At 47.3% G+C, this 17,947-nt stretch carries 18 protein-coding genes; 13 read left to right on the top strand and 5 right to left on the bottom strand.

The window, feature by feature from the left end; all coding sequences use genetic code 11:
• Window position 1: 1 nt before the first annotated feature.
• Window positions 2-922, bottom strand: coding sequence for a ribonuclease HIII (rnhC, locus tag KNQ14_RS03090; RefSeq protein ID WP_214858136.1), 921 nt, complete (start codon window positions 920-922; stop codon window positions 2-4).
• 120 nt (window positions 923-1,042) lie between these two features.
• Between rnhC and zapA the strand changes: the two genes are divergently transcribed.
• The 11 genes from zapA (at window position 1,043) to trxA (ending at window position 12,282) form a co-directional block, all read left to right on the top strand.
• Window positions 1,043-1,279, top strand: coding sequence for a cell division protein ZapA (gene zapA / locus KNQ14_RS03095; RefSeq protein ID WP_029342308.1), 237 nt, complete (start codon window positions 1,043-1,045; stop codon window positions 1,277-1,279).
• Window positions 1,280-1,282: 3 nt separating this feature from the next.
• Window positions 1,283-1,831: a CvpA family protein gene (locus tag KNQ14_RS03100; protein WP_050677637.1), complete on the top strand. Its 549-nt coding sequence runs from the start codon at window positions 1,283-1,285 to the stop codon at window positions 1,829-1,831.
• A gap of 46 nt (window positions 1,832-1,877) precedes the next feature.
• Window positions 1,878-3,593: a DNA polymerase/3'-5' exonuclease PolX gene (gene polX / locus KNQ14_RS03105; protein ID WP_064299526.1), complete on the top strand. Its 1,716-nt coding sequence runs from the start codon at window positions 1,878-1,880 to the stop codon at window positions 3,591-3,593.
• The gene (locus tag KNQ14_RS03110; RefSeq protein WP_214859610.1) at window positions 3,594-5,960 is read left to right on the top strand and encodes an endonuclease MutS2; all 2,367 of its coding nucleotides are present in this window, start codon (window positions 3,594-3,596) and stop codon (window positions 5,958-5,960) included.
• 10 nt (window positions 5,961-5,970) lie between these two features.
• Window positions 5,971-6,378 carry a DUF350 domain-containing protein gene (locus KNQ14_RS03115; protein ID WP_023469001.1) on the top strand — a complete coding sequence of 136 codons (408 nt, stop codon included), beginning with the start codon at window positions 5,971-5,973 and terminating at the stop codon, window positions 6,376-6,378.
• Window positions 6,379-6,563: 185 nt separating this feature from the next.
• Window positions 6,564-7,460 carry a YitT family protein gene (locus KNQ14_RS03120; RefSeq protein WP_214859611.1) on the top strand — a complete coding sequence of 299 codons (897 nt, stop codon included), beginning with the start codon at window positions 6,564-6,566 and terminating at the stop codon, window positions 7,458-7,460.
• A 198-nt stretch (window positions 7,461-7,658) separates the two neighbouring features.
• Window positions 7,659-9,332: an AMP-binding protein gene (locus KNQ14_RS03125; protein WP_214805255.1), complete on the top strand. Its 1,674-nt coding sequence runs from the start codon at window positions 7,659-7,661 to the stop codon at window positions 9,330-9,332.
• Between the two features lie 71 nt (window positions 9,333-9,403).
• Entirely contained in the window at window positions 9,404-9,982 is a 579-nt protein-coding gene (locus tag KNQ14_RS03130; RefSeq protein ID WP_214859612.1) for a fatty acid metabolism transcriptional regulator FadR, read from the top strand.
• Window positions 9,983-10,056: 74 nt separating this feature from the next.
• A complete protein-coding gene (locus KNQ14_RS03135) occupies window positions 10,057-10,830 on the top strand; it encodes an electron transfer flavoprotein subunit beta/FixA family protein (RefSeq protein ID WP_214859613.1) in 774 nt (257 codons plus the stop codon).
• Between the two features lie 13 nt (window positions 10,831-10,843).
• Window positions 10,844-11,809, top strand: coding sequence for an electron transfer flavoprotein subunit alpha/FixB family protein (locus tag KNQ14_RS03140; protein WP_050677630.1), 966 nt, complete (start codon window positions 10,844-10,846; stop codon window positions 11,807-11,809).
• A gap of 161 nt (window positions 11,810-11,970) precedes the next feature.
• Window positions 11,971-12,282 (top strand): thioredoxin, encoded by a 312-nt coding sequence (trxA, locus tag KNQ14_RS03145; RefSeq protein WP_023468994.1) that lies wholly within the window; start codon window positions 11,971-11,973, stop codon window positions 12,280-12,282.
• 61 nt (window positions 12,283-12,343) lie between these two features.
• Here trxA and KNQ14_RS03150 read toward each other — a convergent pair whose 3' ends face one another.
• Both KNQ14_RS03150 and KNQ14_RS03155 read right to left on the bottom strand, forming a co-directional pair.
• Window positions 12,344-12,721: a VOC family protein gene (locus tag KNQ14_RS03150; RefSeq protein ID WP_055968739.1), complete on the bottom strand. Its 378-nt coding sequence runs from the start codon at window positions 12,719-12,721 to the stop codon at window positions 12,344-12,346.
• Between the two features lie 14 nt (window positions 12,722-12,735).
• Window positions 12,736-14,058 (bottom strand): dihydrolipoyl dehydrogenase family protein, encoded by a 1,323-nt coding sequence (locus KNQ14_RS03155; protein ID WP_214859615.1) that lies wholly within the window; start codon window positions 14,056-14,058, stop codon window positions 12,736-12,738.
• A gap of 82 nt (window positions 14,059-14,140) precedes the next feature.
• Here KNQ14_RS03155 and uvrC point away from each other — a divergent pair, with 82 nt between their 5' ends.
• Entirely contained in the window at window positions 14,141-15,925 is a 1,785-nt protein-coding gene (uvrC, locus tag KNQ14_RS03160) for an excinuclease ABC subunit UvrC (protein ID WP_023468991.1), read from the top strand.
• A gap of 39 nt (window positions 15,926-15,964) precedes the next feature.
• Here the strand turns inward: uvrC and KNQ14_RS03165 are convergent, their stop codons facing one another.
• Together KNQ14_RS03165 and KNQ14_RS03170 are read right to left on the bottom strand one after the other, a co-directional pair.
• On the bottom strand, window positions 15,965-16,579 hold the full coding sequence (locus tag KNQ14_RS03165) for a PH domain-containing protein (protein WP_023468990.1): 615 nt from the start codon (window positions 16,577-16,579) through the stop codon (window positions 15,965-15,967).
• Between the two features lie 117 nt (window positions 16,580-16,696).
• A complete protein-coding gene (locus tag KNQ14_RS03170; RefSeq protein WP_235147587.1) occupies window positions 16,697-17,119 on the bottom strand; it encodes a YslB family protein in 423 nt (140 codons plus the stop codon).
• A gap of 210 nt (window positions 17,120-17,329) precedes the next feature.
• Between KNQ14_RS03170 and KNQ14_RS03175 the strand changes: the two genes are divergently transcribed.
• A complete protein-coding gene (locus tag KNQ14_RS03175; RefSeq protein WP_029342294.1) occupies window positions 17,330-17,947 on the top strand; it encodes a succinate dehydrogenase cytochrome b558 subunit in 618 nt (205 codons plus the stop codon).

Consider the following 17,947-nt stretch of genomic DNA (forward strand, 5'->3'; position numbering starts at 1 on the left):
GTCATGGTCGGTTTCGTTTCGCAGCTAGTTGTTGTGCCTTTTTCGTATTCGCAAAATGGGCTTTCGTCCAGTCACGAAGTTTGTCAGCTCCATAACGTAAAATCAGTGAGGCAGCGACTTGATCGACCTTGGCACCAGCACCTTTCGGAATGACGACACCTGTTGTTTCACTCAACTTGTCCATCTCCTTCAAAAAGATGGCGCGAGCAATGATCGAGGAGGCAGCGACGGCGACATGAAGTTGCTCCGCCTTGGTCGAGAAGTAGACATTTTCTCGAACGGGATTGACGACACCAGACAAGTGTTTGTAGTAAACGGTCTTTTCAGCGAACTGATCAATCAAGATCGCTTCTGGTTTCGTCTCCAGTTGGTCAAGAAGTCGCTCGAGTACATCATTATGCATCAAGGCAGTCATCTTTCCTTGTGTCATCGTTCGTTGCATCTGATTGTATTCTGGATTGTGTAGGATACGATATGTGTACGGAATGACAGCATGGAGATCACGGGCGATCTTTCGAATCTCCGTGTCATTCAAGTGCTTGGAGTCCCGAACACCGAGTTCCTGAAGAAGTGCAATCTGCTTTCGATCAACGAAGGAAGCGACGACGACGAGTGGACCGAAGAAATCGCCTTTTCCAACTTCGTCACTGCCAGCGACGGACCATTCTGCAAAACCATTCGGTAACGTTGAAACAAGTGGTTCCTTCGATTTAGTCGGTGTAGCCGTACCGAAGCGTGAAGCGATGGTTTCGGCTTCGGTTCCTTGAAACATCACTTTTCCAGAATTGTAAATCGTGATGACACATCCGGGTACTTTAGCGGCGAAGCGGGCATACGGTGGACTCTTCGTCTGTCCTTGTTTAAACTCTTGTATGACGAGGTCTTGCTTTTCTTTAGATAAGCGTAAAACGGTAGTTCCCACGAGATAACCTCCCTTTCCGGGATTAAGCATACCATCCTTAAGACCGATGGGGGACTTCTTTTCCTAAAACGAAAATGATGGTACTATATGAAAGAAGCAAAGTATGAGGAGGACAGAAAAATGGCTGATTCAGAAGGGTTGAACCGGACGACGATTCATATCGCAGGCAATGATTATACGATTGTCGGAACGGAGTCGCCAGAACACGTACGCGAAGTGGGTCTCCTCGTCGATACGAAAATTCGAGAAATCCGAGAACAAGCACCACAACTCGACGTTCGTCAAATCGCCGTCCTAGCGGCGCTTAATATTGGTAGTGATTACGTAAAAATAAAAAAGAATTTGGGTGAACTATAAACTATGATTTCTTTCGTTATCTTATTACTTCTCGCCTTAGGCGTCATGACGGGTGTCCGACGGGGAGTCGTATTGCAGGCCGGGCATTTGCTCAGCCTGATCATTTCCTTCATCGTTGCCTTGTCGTTCTATGAGGAACTGGCGACGAAATTCCGTTTGTGGGTTCCATATCCGTCGACACTGGATGATGCGGGAATCGACTTGACGATGTTCGCAATTCCAAGTTCAGCACGACTCGATGAGGTGTTCTACAAAGCCTTTTGGTTCGTCGTCCTGTTCTTCGGTACAAAAATCATCTTAGCGATTTTGTTATCGATGTTTGATTCGTTGACGAACATTCCGATTTTAAAACAAGTCAAAGGATTATTAGGTGGCGTCTTTGGCTTTATCGAGATGTACATCTTCATTTTCTTACTCTTGTTCCTCGCAGCATTCGTTCCGATTCAGTCGATACAGGATGCCATTGCAGACTCGAGTTTGGCAAGTTTCATCATCCAACATACACCGCTCCTTGCGAATTGGCTGATGGACAAAGTTGGATTGATAAAATAAACATGCTCCCGTTAAATGGGAGCTTTTTTTGAGGGGAGAATTGCACATGCGTACGATTCAAGATGCAATGCGTCACTTAGAACGAATCTCAGTCTATCTAGAGGTTAAAGGGGAAAATCCGTTTAAGATCAATGCTTTCCGAAAAGCAGCAAGTATCCTCGAGGCATCGGATGCTGACTTCATGGCAATCGACGATTTCACGGCGATGAAGGGGATTGGTAAAGGAACGGCTGCTGTTCTTGAGGAGTACCGGGAAACGGGAACGAGTACGGCACTGACGGAACTCGAACAAGAAGTACCGGAAGGACTGATCGCTTTACTAAAGATCCCAGGTCTTGGTGGGAAGAAACTTGCTAAATTGCATGAAGTCGGCGTCATTGATGCGGATTCCTTTGCAGAGAAATTAGCGGATGGTACAGTCGAAACGATGCCTGGATTCGGTAAGAAGACGGTCGAAAAGTACGTCAAAGCGCTCGAAACGTTTGAAACACGACCGGAACGATTACCGTATGGTGTCATGCGGAAGGTCGTTACGGAATTAAATCAGACCCTTGCGTCGTTCGATGAAATCATTCGCTTCGAAGTTGGTGGAAGCTTCCGCCGAGCAGAAGAGACGTGCAAGGACCTTGATTTCATCCTCTCGACGAACGAACCGGAACGGATCAAGGAGCAACTATTGGAACTGTCGCTCATCGATGAAGTCATTGCTGCCGGCAGCACGAAAGTATCACTCGTCTTAAAACGAGACGTCCATTATATCGCGGTTGATTTCCGAATCGTCGATGACGCGGCGTACGCGTCAACGTTACATCACTTCACGGGTTCGAAGGATCACAATGTCCGGATGCGTCAACTTGCCAAAGAACAGGGAGAGAGCATTTCTGAATATGGTGTCGAGACGGAGAACGGGTTAGTGCAGCCGAAGACGGAAGAAGAATTGTTTGCGCGGTACGACTTACCGTTCATCGCACCTGAATTACGAGCAGGGCGTCAAGAGTTCGAGCAGGATTTGTCACGCCTTTTGACGGAACAGGATATTCAAGCAGATGTGCACATGCATACGACATGGTCAGATGGCACATTATCTGTTGAAGAACTAGTCGATGCGTGTGCTGCACGAGGGTATACATGGATGGCGATCACCGACCATAGTAAATATATGAAGTTCGTCAATGGATTGACGGAAGAGCGTCTACGTGCGCAACGGGTCGAAATTGAAGCAGCACGCAAGAAACATCCCGAGATGACGATTTTATGTGGCGTCGAGATGGATATCTTACCTGATGGGTCGCTCGATTATGAAGATGATTTCTTAAAAGAGATGGATTACGTCATTGCCTCGATTCACTCGAAATTCGATCAGACGGAAGAAGAGATCATGCAACGGCTTGAGAATGCGTGTCGTAATCCTTACGTTTCTCTGATTGCCCATCCGACAGGACGAATCATCGGTAGACGAGAAGGCTATGCGGTTAACGTCGATCGCTTGATCGAACTAGCAGCCGAGACAGGAACAGCGCTTGAGATGAATGCAAACCCGGCACGATTCGATTTGACGGCAAGTTCCCTAGCAAAAGCGAAGGCTGCTGGTGTGAAAATTTTAATCAATACGGATACACACCGACCAGAAATGTTAGAAGATATGAAACTTGGAGTCCTCCATGCACGTAAAGCCTATTTGGAGGCGTCTGATGTCATCAATACGTGGAGCGCTGAAGCAGCACTTGCCTTCTTCGGTCGAAAACGTTTAGGAGTGGATTAAATGAATGCCAACGCATTACGCGTCTTAGAATATGAGAAGTTAAAAGAAAACATGTTATCGTTCACAGCAAGCTCACTTGGAGCACAGTTCGTTCGAGCGATGCGTCCAGCGGAAGAGTTCGAGCAGGTCAAGGAATTATTGGCTGTCACGACGGAAGCAACGACGGTTTATCGGTTACGTGACCGTTATCCGTTCGGTGGACTGACAGATGTCCGCAGTGAAGTGAAACGAGCAGAAATTGGTTCGGTCCTCTCGACGAGTGAACTTCTATCCGTCGCAGACGTCGTCTATTCAGGACGTCAAGTGAAGGCGTTCCAGGAACGATTGCATGAGGATCATCCGGATCTACGATTACCACGACTCGACAGTCGAATCGAACAGATCACGAAGCTCGTTGAGATCGAACAGGGAATTCGTCATGCCATTGACGATCAGGGAACTGTTCAAGATTCGGCAAGTGATAAATTACGAGCGTTACGGAGTCAGTTGCGTTCGCTTGAAGGACAAGTTCGTTCGAAAATCGATAGTGTCTTACGTAGTAAAGCGAAGATGCTATCTGACGCCATCGTGACGATGCGAAATGATCGCTACTGTGTCCCGGTCAAACAAGAATATCGTCAAGCGTTCGGTGGGATCGTTCATGATCAGTCGGCGTCCGGTGCAACGTTGTTCATCGAACCACAAGCCGTCGTTTCTGCGAACAACGAGATCCAAGAAGCGCGTTTGAAAGAACGAGCTGAAATCGAACGAATCCTCGCACAATTATCAGCACTTGTCGGGAGTGTCGGCGACTCGCTGCGCATCAATCTCGATGTACTAGCAGAACTTGATTTCATCATGGCGAAAGCATTGTACGGTCATCAGATTGGAGCGGTCGAACCACGCTTGAATGAAAATCGCCATATCATTCTGAAGGAAGCACGACATCCCTTCATTCCAAAAGAAGAGGTCGTACCGATCACTGTCTCGCTAGGTGGCGATTTTACATCTCTCGTCATCACAGGTCCGAACACGGGTGGTAAGACGGTTACCTTAAAGACGATCGGTCTTTTGCAATTGATGGTGCAATCAGGACTATACGTACCGGCAGCAGATGAGACGGAGCTCAGTGTTTTCGATGCGATTTATGCCGATATCGGGGATGAACAGTCGATTGAACAAAACTTGTCGACGTTCAGCTCGCACATGACGAACATCGTCTCGATGATGGAGAAAATCGATTTCATGAGTTTGGTGCTGTTTGATGAATTGGGTGCGGGAACGGACCCGACAGAAGGGGCTGCCCTGGCGATTGCAATTCTTGATGAAGTGAAACGCCGCGGAGCACGCGTTGCAGCGACGACGCACTATTCGGAATTAAAAGCGTACGGCTATAACCGAGAAGGAGTCGTCAACGCGTCGATGGAATTCGATGTCGAATCACTCAGTCCGACGTATCGCTTACTCATCGGTGTACCGGGACGCTCGAACGCGTTCGAGATTTCAAAACGTCTCGGACTTGAAGACCGGATCATCGACGCGGCACGTGGTCAAATCGGTAGCGACGCCCAATCCGTCGAAACGATGATCGAACGACTGGAAGAAGCGAAACAGCGTGCTGAAACGTTAGAGGCTCAGTTGCTAGAAGAGAAGAAACGACTCGTTGCAGAGCGTGAGCAATTCGAGCAAGAACAAGCAGAGATTCAGGAAGAGAAAAATGAGATTCTGGCAAAAGCGGAAGAGAAAGCAGCACGTGCAGTCGAACGTGCCCAAAAAGAGGCTGAAGGCGTCATTAAACGTTTGAAAGAATTGCGTGATGCTGGTGCCGTCAAAGAGCATGAACTGATCGAGGCACGTAAAAAACTTGAAGATGCGAAGCCGATTCTGCAAGAGAAACGGATCGCTAAAGTAAAAGCGAAATACGATCAAACGCCACGTTTTGATAAAGGGGAAGAAGTCAAAGTCACGACCTTTAATCAAAAAGGCTATATCATCAACCAACAGGCGAACGGCGAGTATACCGTTCAAGTCGGCATCATGAAGGTGAACGTCAAACCGGAAGATCTCGCGAAGATCGGCAGTACTCCAAAACGTCCTCAAACAAAAGGGCGTTCTGGTGGTACGAGTGTGACGAAACAATCGGCGCCTTCAGCTGAACTGGATTTACGTGGCGTCCGTGTTGAAGAAGGATTATCGAAGCTCGAACGCTTCATGGACCAAGCTTTGTTATCGAACTACGACCACATTCGTGTCATCCATGGTCTGGGTACGGGAGCGATGCGTCAAGGTGTCCAAGAATTCTTGAAAGGTCATCGTCACGTCAAAGGTCACCGCTTAGGCGGTCAAGGTGAAGGCGGACACGGTGTGACGATCATCGAACTGAAATGAGGAAAGCAGGATGAACATTTTTGAGAACGTCTATGTCTACACGACAGCGCTCTATTCGGTCGCGGGATTACTGATCATTTTAGGACTTGCACTTTTTGAGTTGACAACCCGGTATAAAAACTGGGAACATATCAAGAGTGGCAACATCGCCGTTGCGTTAGCAACAGGTGGAAAAATCATCGGACTCGCCAATATCGTTCATTTCGCTGTTCAAGGGGAAGAACGGGTCGGGTCGATATTTCTTGAAAGTGCTTTTGGCTTCTTACTGTTGATATCGACATACTGGATCTTTGAATTCCTGACACCGAATTTGCCGGTAGACCGTGAAATCGAGAACGGCAACATTGCTGTCGGCATTATTTCATGTGCCTTATCGATCGGCATGTCCTACGTCATCGGATCAGCGTTAGTGGGGTGAATCCGTGTTAGAACGTTTAGCGAAAATCATGTTCGGGGTTTCGATTGCCTTTTTGGTCGTCGGTATCCTTTGGATTGTATTTAATTAAAAGAACCGGTCTTACCGTGTGATCATTCCGTACTGACATCGTTTCAGTACGGAATTTTTATTGGAAGCCACGCCTAATCAAAAAAGGAGGAACGCATATGAACGTAAGAAAAACATCAACAACGACAGAAACGAGACGCCGTGCTTTTGAGGCGATGCAATTGATTTCTTGGAAGGACATCTTCTGGGTCATCATCGGGTCTGCGATTCTCGCCTTTGGAATCAACTACTTTACGATTCCGAACGATTTATCTGAAGGTGGATTGATCGGGATCACGGTCATCTTCTACTACCTCTATGGCTGGGATACTGGACTTGTTTCCCTGATTGCGAACGCCTTGCTGTTCGTCGTCGGTTATCGATTCCTCAGCCGGAAGACGATGCTTTACTCCGTCATTTCGGTCGCCGTCACATCATTTGTCCTCTCCTCGACTGCTAGTCTAGCGACATCATCAGATAGCCGTTTAATCGGTACGATCTATGCGGGAATTCTGATTGGTGTTGGGATTGGTCTTGTCATTCGAGCTGGAGGAACGACGGGCGGCGGAGTCATCATCGCTCGACTGATGAATAAATACTTGAATCTCAGTATCGCGGTCTCGATGTTTATCATCGATGTCGCGGTCGTCGGTGCATCAGGGTTCCTATTCGGAGAAGAGACGATGCTATACACGTTGATTGCAATCATCATCGGCTCGTACTTGATTGATCTCGTCAGCGAAGGATTAAATGTCCGCGAAGCGGTCACGATCATCAGTCATCGCCAAGAGGAGATCGCGACGATCCTGACAGAGACGCTCGGTCGTAGCGCGACGGTCATCCACAGTCACGGTCATTTTACGAAACAAAAGAATGATATGTTGTATATGATCGTCGATAAACGACAACTGGCACCGTTGAAACAGATCGTCGAAGCAGCGGATCCCCGCGCCTTCGTCGTCATTCATAAAGTGCGCGAAGTCATTGGTGAAGGATTTACGTATCCATCCCGGTGATGTCTATTAAAAAGCAGTGCTGCTTCTTTTTCGGAAACGAGAAAGGGTGGTGCTGCTTTTTTGTATGATGATTTCTAATTGAACGAATCGAAAAAAACAATCAGATTTGATTTCTTTTTTTGGATTTTACTGGCATGTCGAATTCGATTCAACGTATAATAAAAATGAATAGTAATTCATTATCAGGGAGGGAAACGTATGGAATCCGTTTGGTTATCTGATTATCCCGAGCAAGTACCCGCATCGATTGATTATCGAGAATTACCTCTTTATCAGGCACTCGATGAGGCAGCGACTGATTTTCCAGAACAACGTGCCTTGAGTTTCTTAGGAAAACGTATGACGTTTCGTGAAGTACGTGACGAGGCCCGCGCACTTGGGAGCCTATTACAAGAGCATGGACTAAAAAAAGGGGATCGCGTCGGACTGATGTTACCGAACTGTCCCCAGTATATGATCAGTTATTATGCTGTTCTCTATGCAGGTGGTATCGTCGTCCAAGTGAACCCACTCTATACAGACCGTGAACTTGAACAGATTCTCGTCGATTCAGGAGCACATCTACTCGTGACGCTCGATCTACTCTATCCGAAAGCGTCTCGTGTCAAGGCGTCGACGACACTCAAGACCGTCGTGACGACAAGTATCGCGGATTACCTTCCCTTCCCTAAAAATAAACTCTATCCGATTAAAGCACGGAAAGATAACAACATCATCATTGATACGACAGGTTCGATCCCGTTTTTATCTTTGCGGGGGTATGAACCGATTACACCAGTCGCGATTCAACCGAAGGAGGACGTCGCGGTTCTCCAATATACGGGTGGAACGACAGGCGCACCCAAAGGTGTCATGTTGACACACTTTAACTTGAGTGCAAACGTCGAACAGATCGACAACTGGTTCTATAAATACAATCGAGGAGATGGACGGAAGCTGTTAGCAGTCGTTCCTTATTTCCATGTCTATGGCATGACGTGTAACCTTAATTTCGGCATATTTAATGCCTATGAACAAATCATCGTTCCAAAATTCGATATCGAACAGGTACTCAAGACGATTCACAAGGAAAAACCGAATTTGTTCCCAGGTGCTCCGACGATGTATGTCGGTCTATTGAATCATCCGAAGCTGAAGAAGTATGATCTCTCTTCGATTGAAGCCTGTATTTCTGGTTCAGCTCCACTACCAGTCGAAGTGCAGGAAAAATTCGAAGCGCTGACGGGTGGGCGGATCGTTGAAGGATACGGTTTGTCTGAAACGAGTCCGGTGACACATACGAACTGTATCTGGGATCGTCGGATTCCTGGAACGGTCGGTATTCCGGTACCCGATACGCAAGCGAAAATTGTCCAAGCAGACGGAGAGACACCGGCTGCTCCAGGTGAGATTGGTGAGATCATCGTCACAGGTCCGCAAGTCATGAAAGGATACTGGAAACGACCAGAAGATACGCAAGCTGTTCTGCGAAACGGTTGGTTGCATACGGGAGACCTTGGATATATCGGTGAGGATCATTATTTCCGAATCGTCGATCGGAAAAAAGATTTAATCATTGCTTCTGGATTCAACATTTATCCACGTGAAGTCGAAGAAATCCTATATGAACACCCAGCCGTTAAAGAAGCGGTCGTCATCGGTGTTCCGGATGTCTACCGCGGAGAGACCGTCAAGGCGTTCATCGTCGTCAAGGATGAGATGACGGTCACAGAAGAAGAACTCGATCAATTCTGTCGCAAGCAGTTAGCATCGTTCAAAGTGCCGAAGCAGTATGAATTCCGGCAAGAGTTACCGAAGACTTTCGTTGGTAAGATTCTCCGCCGTGTTCTCGTTGAAGAAGAACGTGCCAAACAACTCGAAGAAAGCAGTTGACAGGATAAAATGACATGATAGAATAAATATGAATGAACCATCATTCATTTTATGCGTTAGGAGATAGTGGAATGAAACGAACAATGTCAAAGAGTGACCGCATCATTGATGCCGCCGTAAAAGTCATCGCCAAGAACGGCTACCATGGAGCGAAAGTGACTGCCATCGCAAAGGAAGCCGGGGTTGCGGATGGAACGATCTATCTGTACTTCAAGAATAAAGAACATCTCTTGATTTCGCTATTCCAAGCGAAAATGGGAAGCTTCATCGAATATTCCGAAGGACAAATCGCGAATCACACGTCAGCAACAGAACAATTGGCCGCATTGATCGAGGCACATCTTGAGCAATTATCCGTTGATTATGATTTGGCTGTCGTCACGCAAATCGAGCTACGTCAATCCAATCAAGACATGCGCCAAAACATTGCCGCCGTCTTAAAGCCGTACTTGCATCTGATTGACCGGGTCGTTAAGCACGGGATGACGACAGGTGAGTTTTCAAACGATCTGGATTATCGATTAGCACGTCAGATGATTTTCGGAACAATCGATGAGGTCGTGACGAGCTGGATGGCAAGTGGATTCAAATATGAGTTGCTTGAGACACGCGACGGGATTCATCGGATGTTGATCAAAGGGCTGAGTTAAGCCCTTTTCATGACAACAACTATGTAAGCGGATACAAAGGATGATGGTGAATAGACGACAAGGGGGAGCATGAGATGGAAATCTATGTACTGTTGAAACGCACATTCGATACGGAAGAAGCAATCCAACTCGAGAATGGTCAAATCGATGAGGATGGCGCTGAGTTCATCATTAACCCATACGATGAGTATGCGGTAGAAGAAGCGATTCGTGTTCGTGATGCACAAGGGGGAACGGTAACGGTCGTGACGGTCGGACCGGAAGATGCGGACAAAGAATTACGAACAGCACTCGCAATGGGAGCGGATCAAGCAGTTCGTATCTCGATTGAAGATGATATCGAAGAGGCAGATCATTTCACGATTTCTGAAGTGCTCGCTGGTTATTTGAAGGAACAAACGGTTGATCTCGTCATCGCCGGGAACGTCGCAGTCGATGGCGGAAGTGGTCAAGTGGCGCCTCGCGTCGCAGAACTACTTGATATCCCTTACGTGACGACGATCACGAAACTAGAGCTCGACGGTACGAAAGCTGTCGTGACACGCGACGCTGAAGGGGATACGGAGACGATCGAAACAACGCTTCCGTTACTCGTCACTGCGCAACAAGGATTGAACGAACCACGTTATCCGAGTCTGCCAGGGATCATGAAGGCGAAGAAAAAGCCGCTTGAAGAACTCGAACTCGATGATCTTGAACTTGATGAAGACGAACTCGCACCACGTCTAGAGACGATTGATCGTTTCTTACCACCGAACAAAGCAGCTGGTAAGATCCTTGAAGGTGAACTGAACGAGCAAGTCGCGCAACTCGCATCATTATTACGCAACGAAGCAAAAGTGGTCTAAGGGGGAGAAACGAATGACAAAAGCATTAGTACTCGCAGAATCACGGGACGGCAGTTTACGGAATGTGTCGTTTGAGGCAATCGCAGCAGCGCGACGTGTCGCGGATGAAGTCATCGCGGTCCTGATTGGACACGATGTCGCAAAGGATGCGGATGCACTAGCATCACGCGGAGCGGACCAAGTCCTCGTCGTCGAGGATGAGCGTCTTTTACACTACACGCCAGACGGTTATGGACAAGTCTTCCTCGAGTTGATGAATCGAACGTCACCCGACGTGCTCGTCTTCGGTCATACGTCGCTCGGCAAGGATCTATCACCGAAGATCGCGGCAAAACTACAAGCCGGTTTGATCAGTGATGTGACGGCGATTGAAGGGGAAGGCGCAGATGCGTCATTCATTCGCCCGATCTACTCGGGGAAAGCATTTGAAAAAGTCAAAGTCGCAGAAGGCAAGACACTCTTTACAGTCCGTCCGAACAACATCGATCCGCTCGAAGCAGGTAGTTCACAAGGAACGGTCGAGTCGGTTACGGTTGAACTGAAGGATTTACGGACAATCGTCGCAGACATCGTACGCAAAGCAACAGGCGGCGTTGATTTGTCAGAGGCAAAAGTCATCGTCGCAGGTGGACGAGGCGTCAAGAGTTCGGACGGCTTCGCACCGTTACAAGAACTAGCAGATGTCCTCGGAGGAGCAGTGGGTGCTTCGCGTGGTGCTTGTGATGCAGATTACTGCGACTATGCGCTTCAAATCGGTCAGACAGGTAAAGTCGTTACACCGGATCTTTATATCGCGTGTGGGATCTCAGGTGCGATCCAACACTTAGCAGGGATGTCAAATGCCAAAGTGATCGTTGCGATCAACAAGGACCCGGAAGCGAACATCTTCTCTGTCGCTGACTATGGCATCGTCGGTGATTTGTTCGATGTCGTGCCACTATTGACAGCTGAATTCAAAAAAATGCTCGTTCACGGATGAGTTTGAAGACCGGTGCCATTATCATGGTGCCGGTTGTTTTTGCAGATTTTTCGCGTGAGCAGTTTCGTTTGTTGGAAGAGACTGCTATGATATACTCGAATCAATAAAGAGATCACCCATTTTTTTACCGGGTCGATCTACTCATTAGGAGGTTATGATCAATGGCAATCGTACACGCAACTAGCCAATCATTTAAAGAAGAAACACAAGAAGGACTCGTCCTTGTTGATTTTTGGGCAACATGGTGTGGACCATGTCGTATGCTCGCACCTGTTCTTGAAGAACTCGATGCTGACATGCAAGATGTAAAAATCGTCAAAGTCGACGTAGATGCAAACCCAGAAGTAGCTGGAGCATTCCAAGTTCAAAGTATCCCGACACTCGTTCTCTTCAAAGATGGACAACCTGTCAACAAAACAATGGGCTTCATGCCAAAAGACGCACTTAAAGAATTCGTTGAAACATCTAACTAATTCTTTCCTGCATATCAAAACAGACCGTTCTGCACAGGCAGAACGGTCTGTTTTTTTTAGATTACATTGGCGTACAAAGTTCAATCAGGTGACCATCGGGGTCGAGGACATAGGCGACGACTTGCCCCCATGGTTTTTGTGCAGGCGCGAGGACGGTCTCATATCCTGCCTCCACCACCTTCTGAAATAGAGTAGGGACGTCATCCGTGATGAAACCAATCTCTAACGTCTGTTGTGTTTTTCCGCTTGGTATCATGTAATCCGGAATCAACTGTTGCACGTCTTCACGCGTATTGAAGGCGAGTGTCGTCTGACCGGTCTCGAACTCGATGTAGCTGCCGTGCTCCGCCTTGACGGATAGTCCAAGAACGTCTCGATAGAATGTCAGCGTCCGTGCAGTATCTTCAACGTATAAAATCGTATAGCCGTATTGAATCATCCAAAAGCCTCCTGTCAATCCTCGAATAACGAAGCGATGTCTGAAGCAGGTGTCGGGTAAGCGAATCCAGTCTGTTGCATCGAAGTACTTGGAATCCGGTGTTGCATCGCAAACGAGAAATAGTTTGCTAGTTCCGCTGCATTGACACCGATGAAGTGTGCGCCAAGGACTTGATCATCTTCCCCGACGAGCACTTTCGCCCGAGCGAAACTGTCCTTGATCCGTGCGTTCGTTTGCCAAGCGGACGTATCAATCAAGCGACCACGATAAGGAATACCTGCTTTTTTCAATGCAGCTTCCGTCTCACCGACGAGTGCGAGGTTCGGCGCGGTGAATACGACGCTAGGTACAGGGAGCAGCTCTAGTTTCCGATTGTTCCCTTCGAGCATGTTATCGGCAGCGAGTCGTCCTTCGGTTCCAGCAAACGGCGTCAACGCTGGATTCCCGCTGACAGCAACATCCCCTGCGGCATAGATATGTTCGACGGAAGACTGAAGGTACGCATTGACATGGATTCCTTTTTCATTATGGGCAACGCCAATTGCTTCGAGACCAAGCTGATCGATACTTGCGACACGTCCAGTCGCATTCAAGACGACATCCGTCTTCAAGACGTCACCGTTCGATAAATGAAGGGACTGCTCTTCGTAAGCGACGACCTCTGCTTCTTTGATGATCGAGATACCAAGTGCCCGTGTGGCTTCTAACAGCACATCGACCAATTCGCTCTCGAATTGTTTTAAGGCGTTAGAACGTAAGACGATCGTGACGTCTGCGCCAGCAATACGAGCGAGATGGGCGAACTCGAACGAGATATAACCGCCACCGATGCAGACGAGTCGGCGTGGAAGTTCTTTCAGTTCAAGAAACTCATTACTTGTTATGAAACGCTCACTACCGGGTACAGATAATTCGCGAGGTCTTAGACCGGTTGCGATTAAAAACTGTTTCCCTTCGATTTCGTCTTCACCAATTCGAAGGCGATGTGAAGACACGAAATGCGGTTCTCCATGGAAATAGTCGATGTCCGTTTCCGCGTACCGCTTTCGTGTTTGCTCCGGGATGGCGCGTGTGTATTCATTCTTTCGCTCCATCAATTGGCGCCAATCAATCGAAATCAGCCCCTTTACGCCGTATCCGAGCAATCGCTCGACAGCGTCTTTCGTCTCACTACCCGTCAGTAAGATTTTTTTTGCGTCACATCCACGTTGTGCGCATGTGCCACCTGGAGTGAAGTTCTCCACGATGGCAACACGTAGTCCTTTTTCAGCGAATTTATAAGCCGCTTGGTTTCCAGCGGAACCTGTTCCGATCACAATGCAATCATATGTACGCATTTTTCATCCTCCGTATGTCATAATCAATGTATGGTATTTACCCGAACGAATAAAACTAAAAACGGTGAAAGGAGACATTTATTTGGGACATCAAGAACATATCAAAGCGAAACTATCCCTTTTGCCTGATGAGCCAGGATGTTATCTGCACAAAAATGAATTCGGAGAAGTCATCTATGTCGGAAAAGCAAAAAATCTCAAGAATCGTGTCCGTTCCTATTTCACGGGAGCACATGATATTAAGACGGAACGTCTCGTCGCGGAAGTCCGTGATTTCGAATACATCATCACAGCCAGTGAACTCGAAGCGTTGCTGCTTGAGATGACACTAATTAAGAAACATGATCCGAAATACAATATCATGCTGAAGGATGATAAATCTTACCCGTACTTGAAAATTACGAATGAGACCTATCCACGATTGATTACGACACGTAAGTTAAAAAAGGACGGCGGTCATTACTTCGGTCCGTATCCGAATGCGTATGCAGCGAACGAAACAAAACGTCTGTTAGATCGTTTATATCCGTTACGTAAATGTCAGCCGATGCCGAAGAAACTCTGTCTGTATTATCATATTGGACAATGTCTCGGCCCATGTGAAATCCCGAATCTTGAATCGGAACAAAAAGCACTCGTATCGGAAATCCGACGGTTCTTGTCGGGCGACACGAAGGAACTCGTTGAAAGCTTGAAGCACAAGATGGCGGAAGCAGCCGAGACGATGGAATTCGAACGTGCCGGAGAATTGCGCGACCAAGTTCGAGCGATTGAATCGATCATGAACAAACAGAATATGATTACAGCAGATTTGACGTCGCGTGATGTATTCGGGATTCATGTCGATAAAGGCTGGATGTGTGTCCAAGTGTTCTTCCTCCGTGGAGGAAAGATGATCGAGCGCGATGTCTCGCTCTTCCCGATCTATGGTACGCCGGCAGAAGAGCTCGAGAGCTTCATCGTCCAGTTCTACGAAAAGAACATCAAGCCAAGTGAAGTCTATGTACCGCCACTCGTCAATCAGTTGTTACTCAAAGAGGCGCTATCGATTAAAATTCACGTTCCGGTCCGAGGATCAAAACGGAAATTACTTGATTTAGCGACGAAGAATGCTGAAAATGCGATCTCGGAACGCTTCGAGTTGTTAGCGAAAGACGAGAAACGGACCGTTCAAGCAGTCGAAGAACTCGCCGATGCGATTGACGTTCATCCATTGTCCCGGATCGAGATCATCGATAATGCGAACATTCAAGGAGCAGACGCCGTTTCGGCACTCGTCGTCTTTGAAGACGGTAAGCCACTTAAAAAGGAATACCGAAAATTCAAGATTCGAACAGTCCAAGGACCGGACGACTATGAATCGATGCGAGAAATCGTGCGTCGGCGTTATCGACGATTGTTACTTGAAGGAGCGCGCCTTCCGGACCTCGTCCTGATTGACGGAGGAGTTGGACAGTTGAATGCTGCTTTAGAAGTCATTCAAGATGAACTCGGCTTATCCCTTCCAGTCGGGTCATTAAAAAAGGATGACAAACACCGAACGAGTCAATTGTTGTTTGGAGAAGGAGCACAGTTAATTGAACTAAGTCCGCGTTCGAGTGCGTTTTATTTGCTCCAACGCATGCAAGATGAAGTCCACCGGTTTGCAATCACGTTCCACCGCTCGCTCCGCTCGAAAGGGATGACCCGTTCCTTGCTCGACGAGATTCCAGGAGTTGGACCGAAACGACGCCAGCAGTTGATTCGTCATTTCGGATCGATGCGCAGCTTGCGACGCGCAACGATCGAACAGTTGGCGGAAGCAGGATTACCTGTCAAGTTAGCGGAAACCGTCGCTGAATATTTAAGTCAAGCGAATGAAGAATGAAAAAAGCCGTCCTCTTGAAGAGGGCGGCTTTTTTAGTGATTAGTTGTTGATGTACTTTTCGTAGTATGAACCAAAGTCACGCTGGTTCCACTGATGGTAGTGACCTTGTAGCCACTCGAAGGATTGTTCAGACAACTCCTTGAATGTTTGCGGTACGTTCATATCACCTTGACGAAGTCCGCCGAGAATCGTGACCGAATGATTCAATGAGCTGTTCGCGAACTCGAGCATCTTTTGTCCTTCATACTGTTTTTCAGCGATGGCAAGAAGTGTTTTGTAAAGATCTTTCACATGTTCGAGTTGTTTTTTATCGACGTCGATCGAATAATGTTTGCCACCGATCTCGAATTTGATCTCGACATCAAGATCGACCGTTCCCGCCGTTTCGAACATGACGTGGCGAATCGGATAATGTGCATACGGATAGCGGTAGAGTACACGTTTTGAACTGACGGCACTTTCTCCATCGAGGTGAATCAAAGCCAGATTCGTAAAGCAATACTCGTCAGATTTAGATTTGATCAAGAAGTAGATTTTCTCGCCGTCTTCATGTAAGACATAATCGTCAGCGGCTGCTTTGTCGAAATCATCAGGATGAATGACTTGTCCGATATCACTGAATCCCGTTAAATCTGCTGCTAGTTTTTTGAACATGTGAAGTTCCTCCTTGCGATTTGTGTACGAATGACTTTACGAGCACTTACTGCAAAAAGTTTCATGAATCTACTTCGATGTTGAAAATCAAGATTCCTGTCACGTTTTATGTAAATTTCACTTGAGCGGTTCAAGTGGATCTTTAGGATCGATTTGGACCGTGATTTGAACGAGCTCTTTAGTTAACTCGGCATATCCTTCCGCGACACATCCGTTAAAACGGGAGAACTGTTCAGCGAGGAAACCGGCTTCGAGTTGGAAGTATCCATGTGGTCGTTCATCTCTCGTCGTATCAGGAGGAGACAGCACGAACAAGACGACCGTGCCTTTACGTTTCTTGATTTCGAGCGTTCCCCAACCTGCTTGTTCAAAAAATGAGGCTAATTCAGATTCATCTACGACAGGGAATTGACGTGCTAGACGTTTACCTGCCCAGTAGATGACTTGCCGATAATCCGATCCGAGAAGATCGGTCAGCACATAATCTCGGATCAATTCGATACCGAAAAGTGGTGTTTGTTTTGGTGTAGCATCCATCATGATTCACTCCTATCTGTGAACCATTATACCGAGATGATTCTTGTCGGTCATTGTTTTCCTAAAAAAATTTGCAGTTAAATGCAACGGCTCGGGTTGTCTTCTAAAAAGGACAGGAGTAGAATAAGTGATGAAAAGACGAATTTCCTTATGAAAGCGCTTTTCTACCAAAATGCGCCAACGGTTGATTGGCAAACAAAAGGGGGGATTTGGATGGCGAATCATCGTGATTTCGTGAGTCGTAAAATACACTCACTGCTCGGCGTCATTCCAATCGGGTTATTTTTACTTTCGCACTTAACGACGAACTACTTCATCGTACGTGGTGAGGAAGACTTCAATAAGGCCGCGGAATTCGTGGGGAACGTTCCGTATCGATTGTTCTTAGAGATCTTTGTCATCTTCATTCCAATCATCTTGCATGGTGTCTACGGTGTGTACATCGCATTCACCGGATCTGCGAACACAGGGCGTTATACATACTTCCGGAACTGGATGTATGTACTGCAACGGTTCAGCGGTGTATTCCTTGTCGTGTTCATCACGTGGCACGTTTGGGAAACACGGATTGCCGCTGCGATGGGAACACCAGTCGATGCAAGCATGATGCAGAACATCGTCGATAACGGATTCATGCTCGCGTTCTATATCGTCGGGATCTTGGCGACGACATTCCACCTTGCGAACGGACTTTGGACGTTCTGCATCACATGGGGAATCACGCAGTCACCAGCATCTCAACGGGCGATGTCTTACGTGGCAGCACTCGTATTCATCGGTTTATCGTTTGTAGGCGTACGCTCGATCTTAACGTTTGCAGGCGTGTTGTAA

Source organism: Exiguobacterium sp. s161, from assembly GCF_018619045.1.
Lineage (GTDB): Bacteria > Bacillota > Bacilli > Exiguobacteriales > Exiguobacteriaceae > Exiguobacterium_A > Exiguobacterium_A indicum.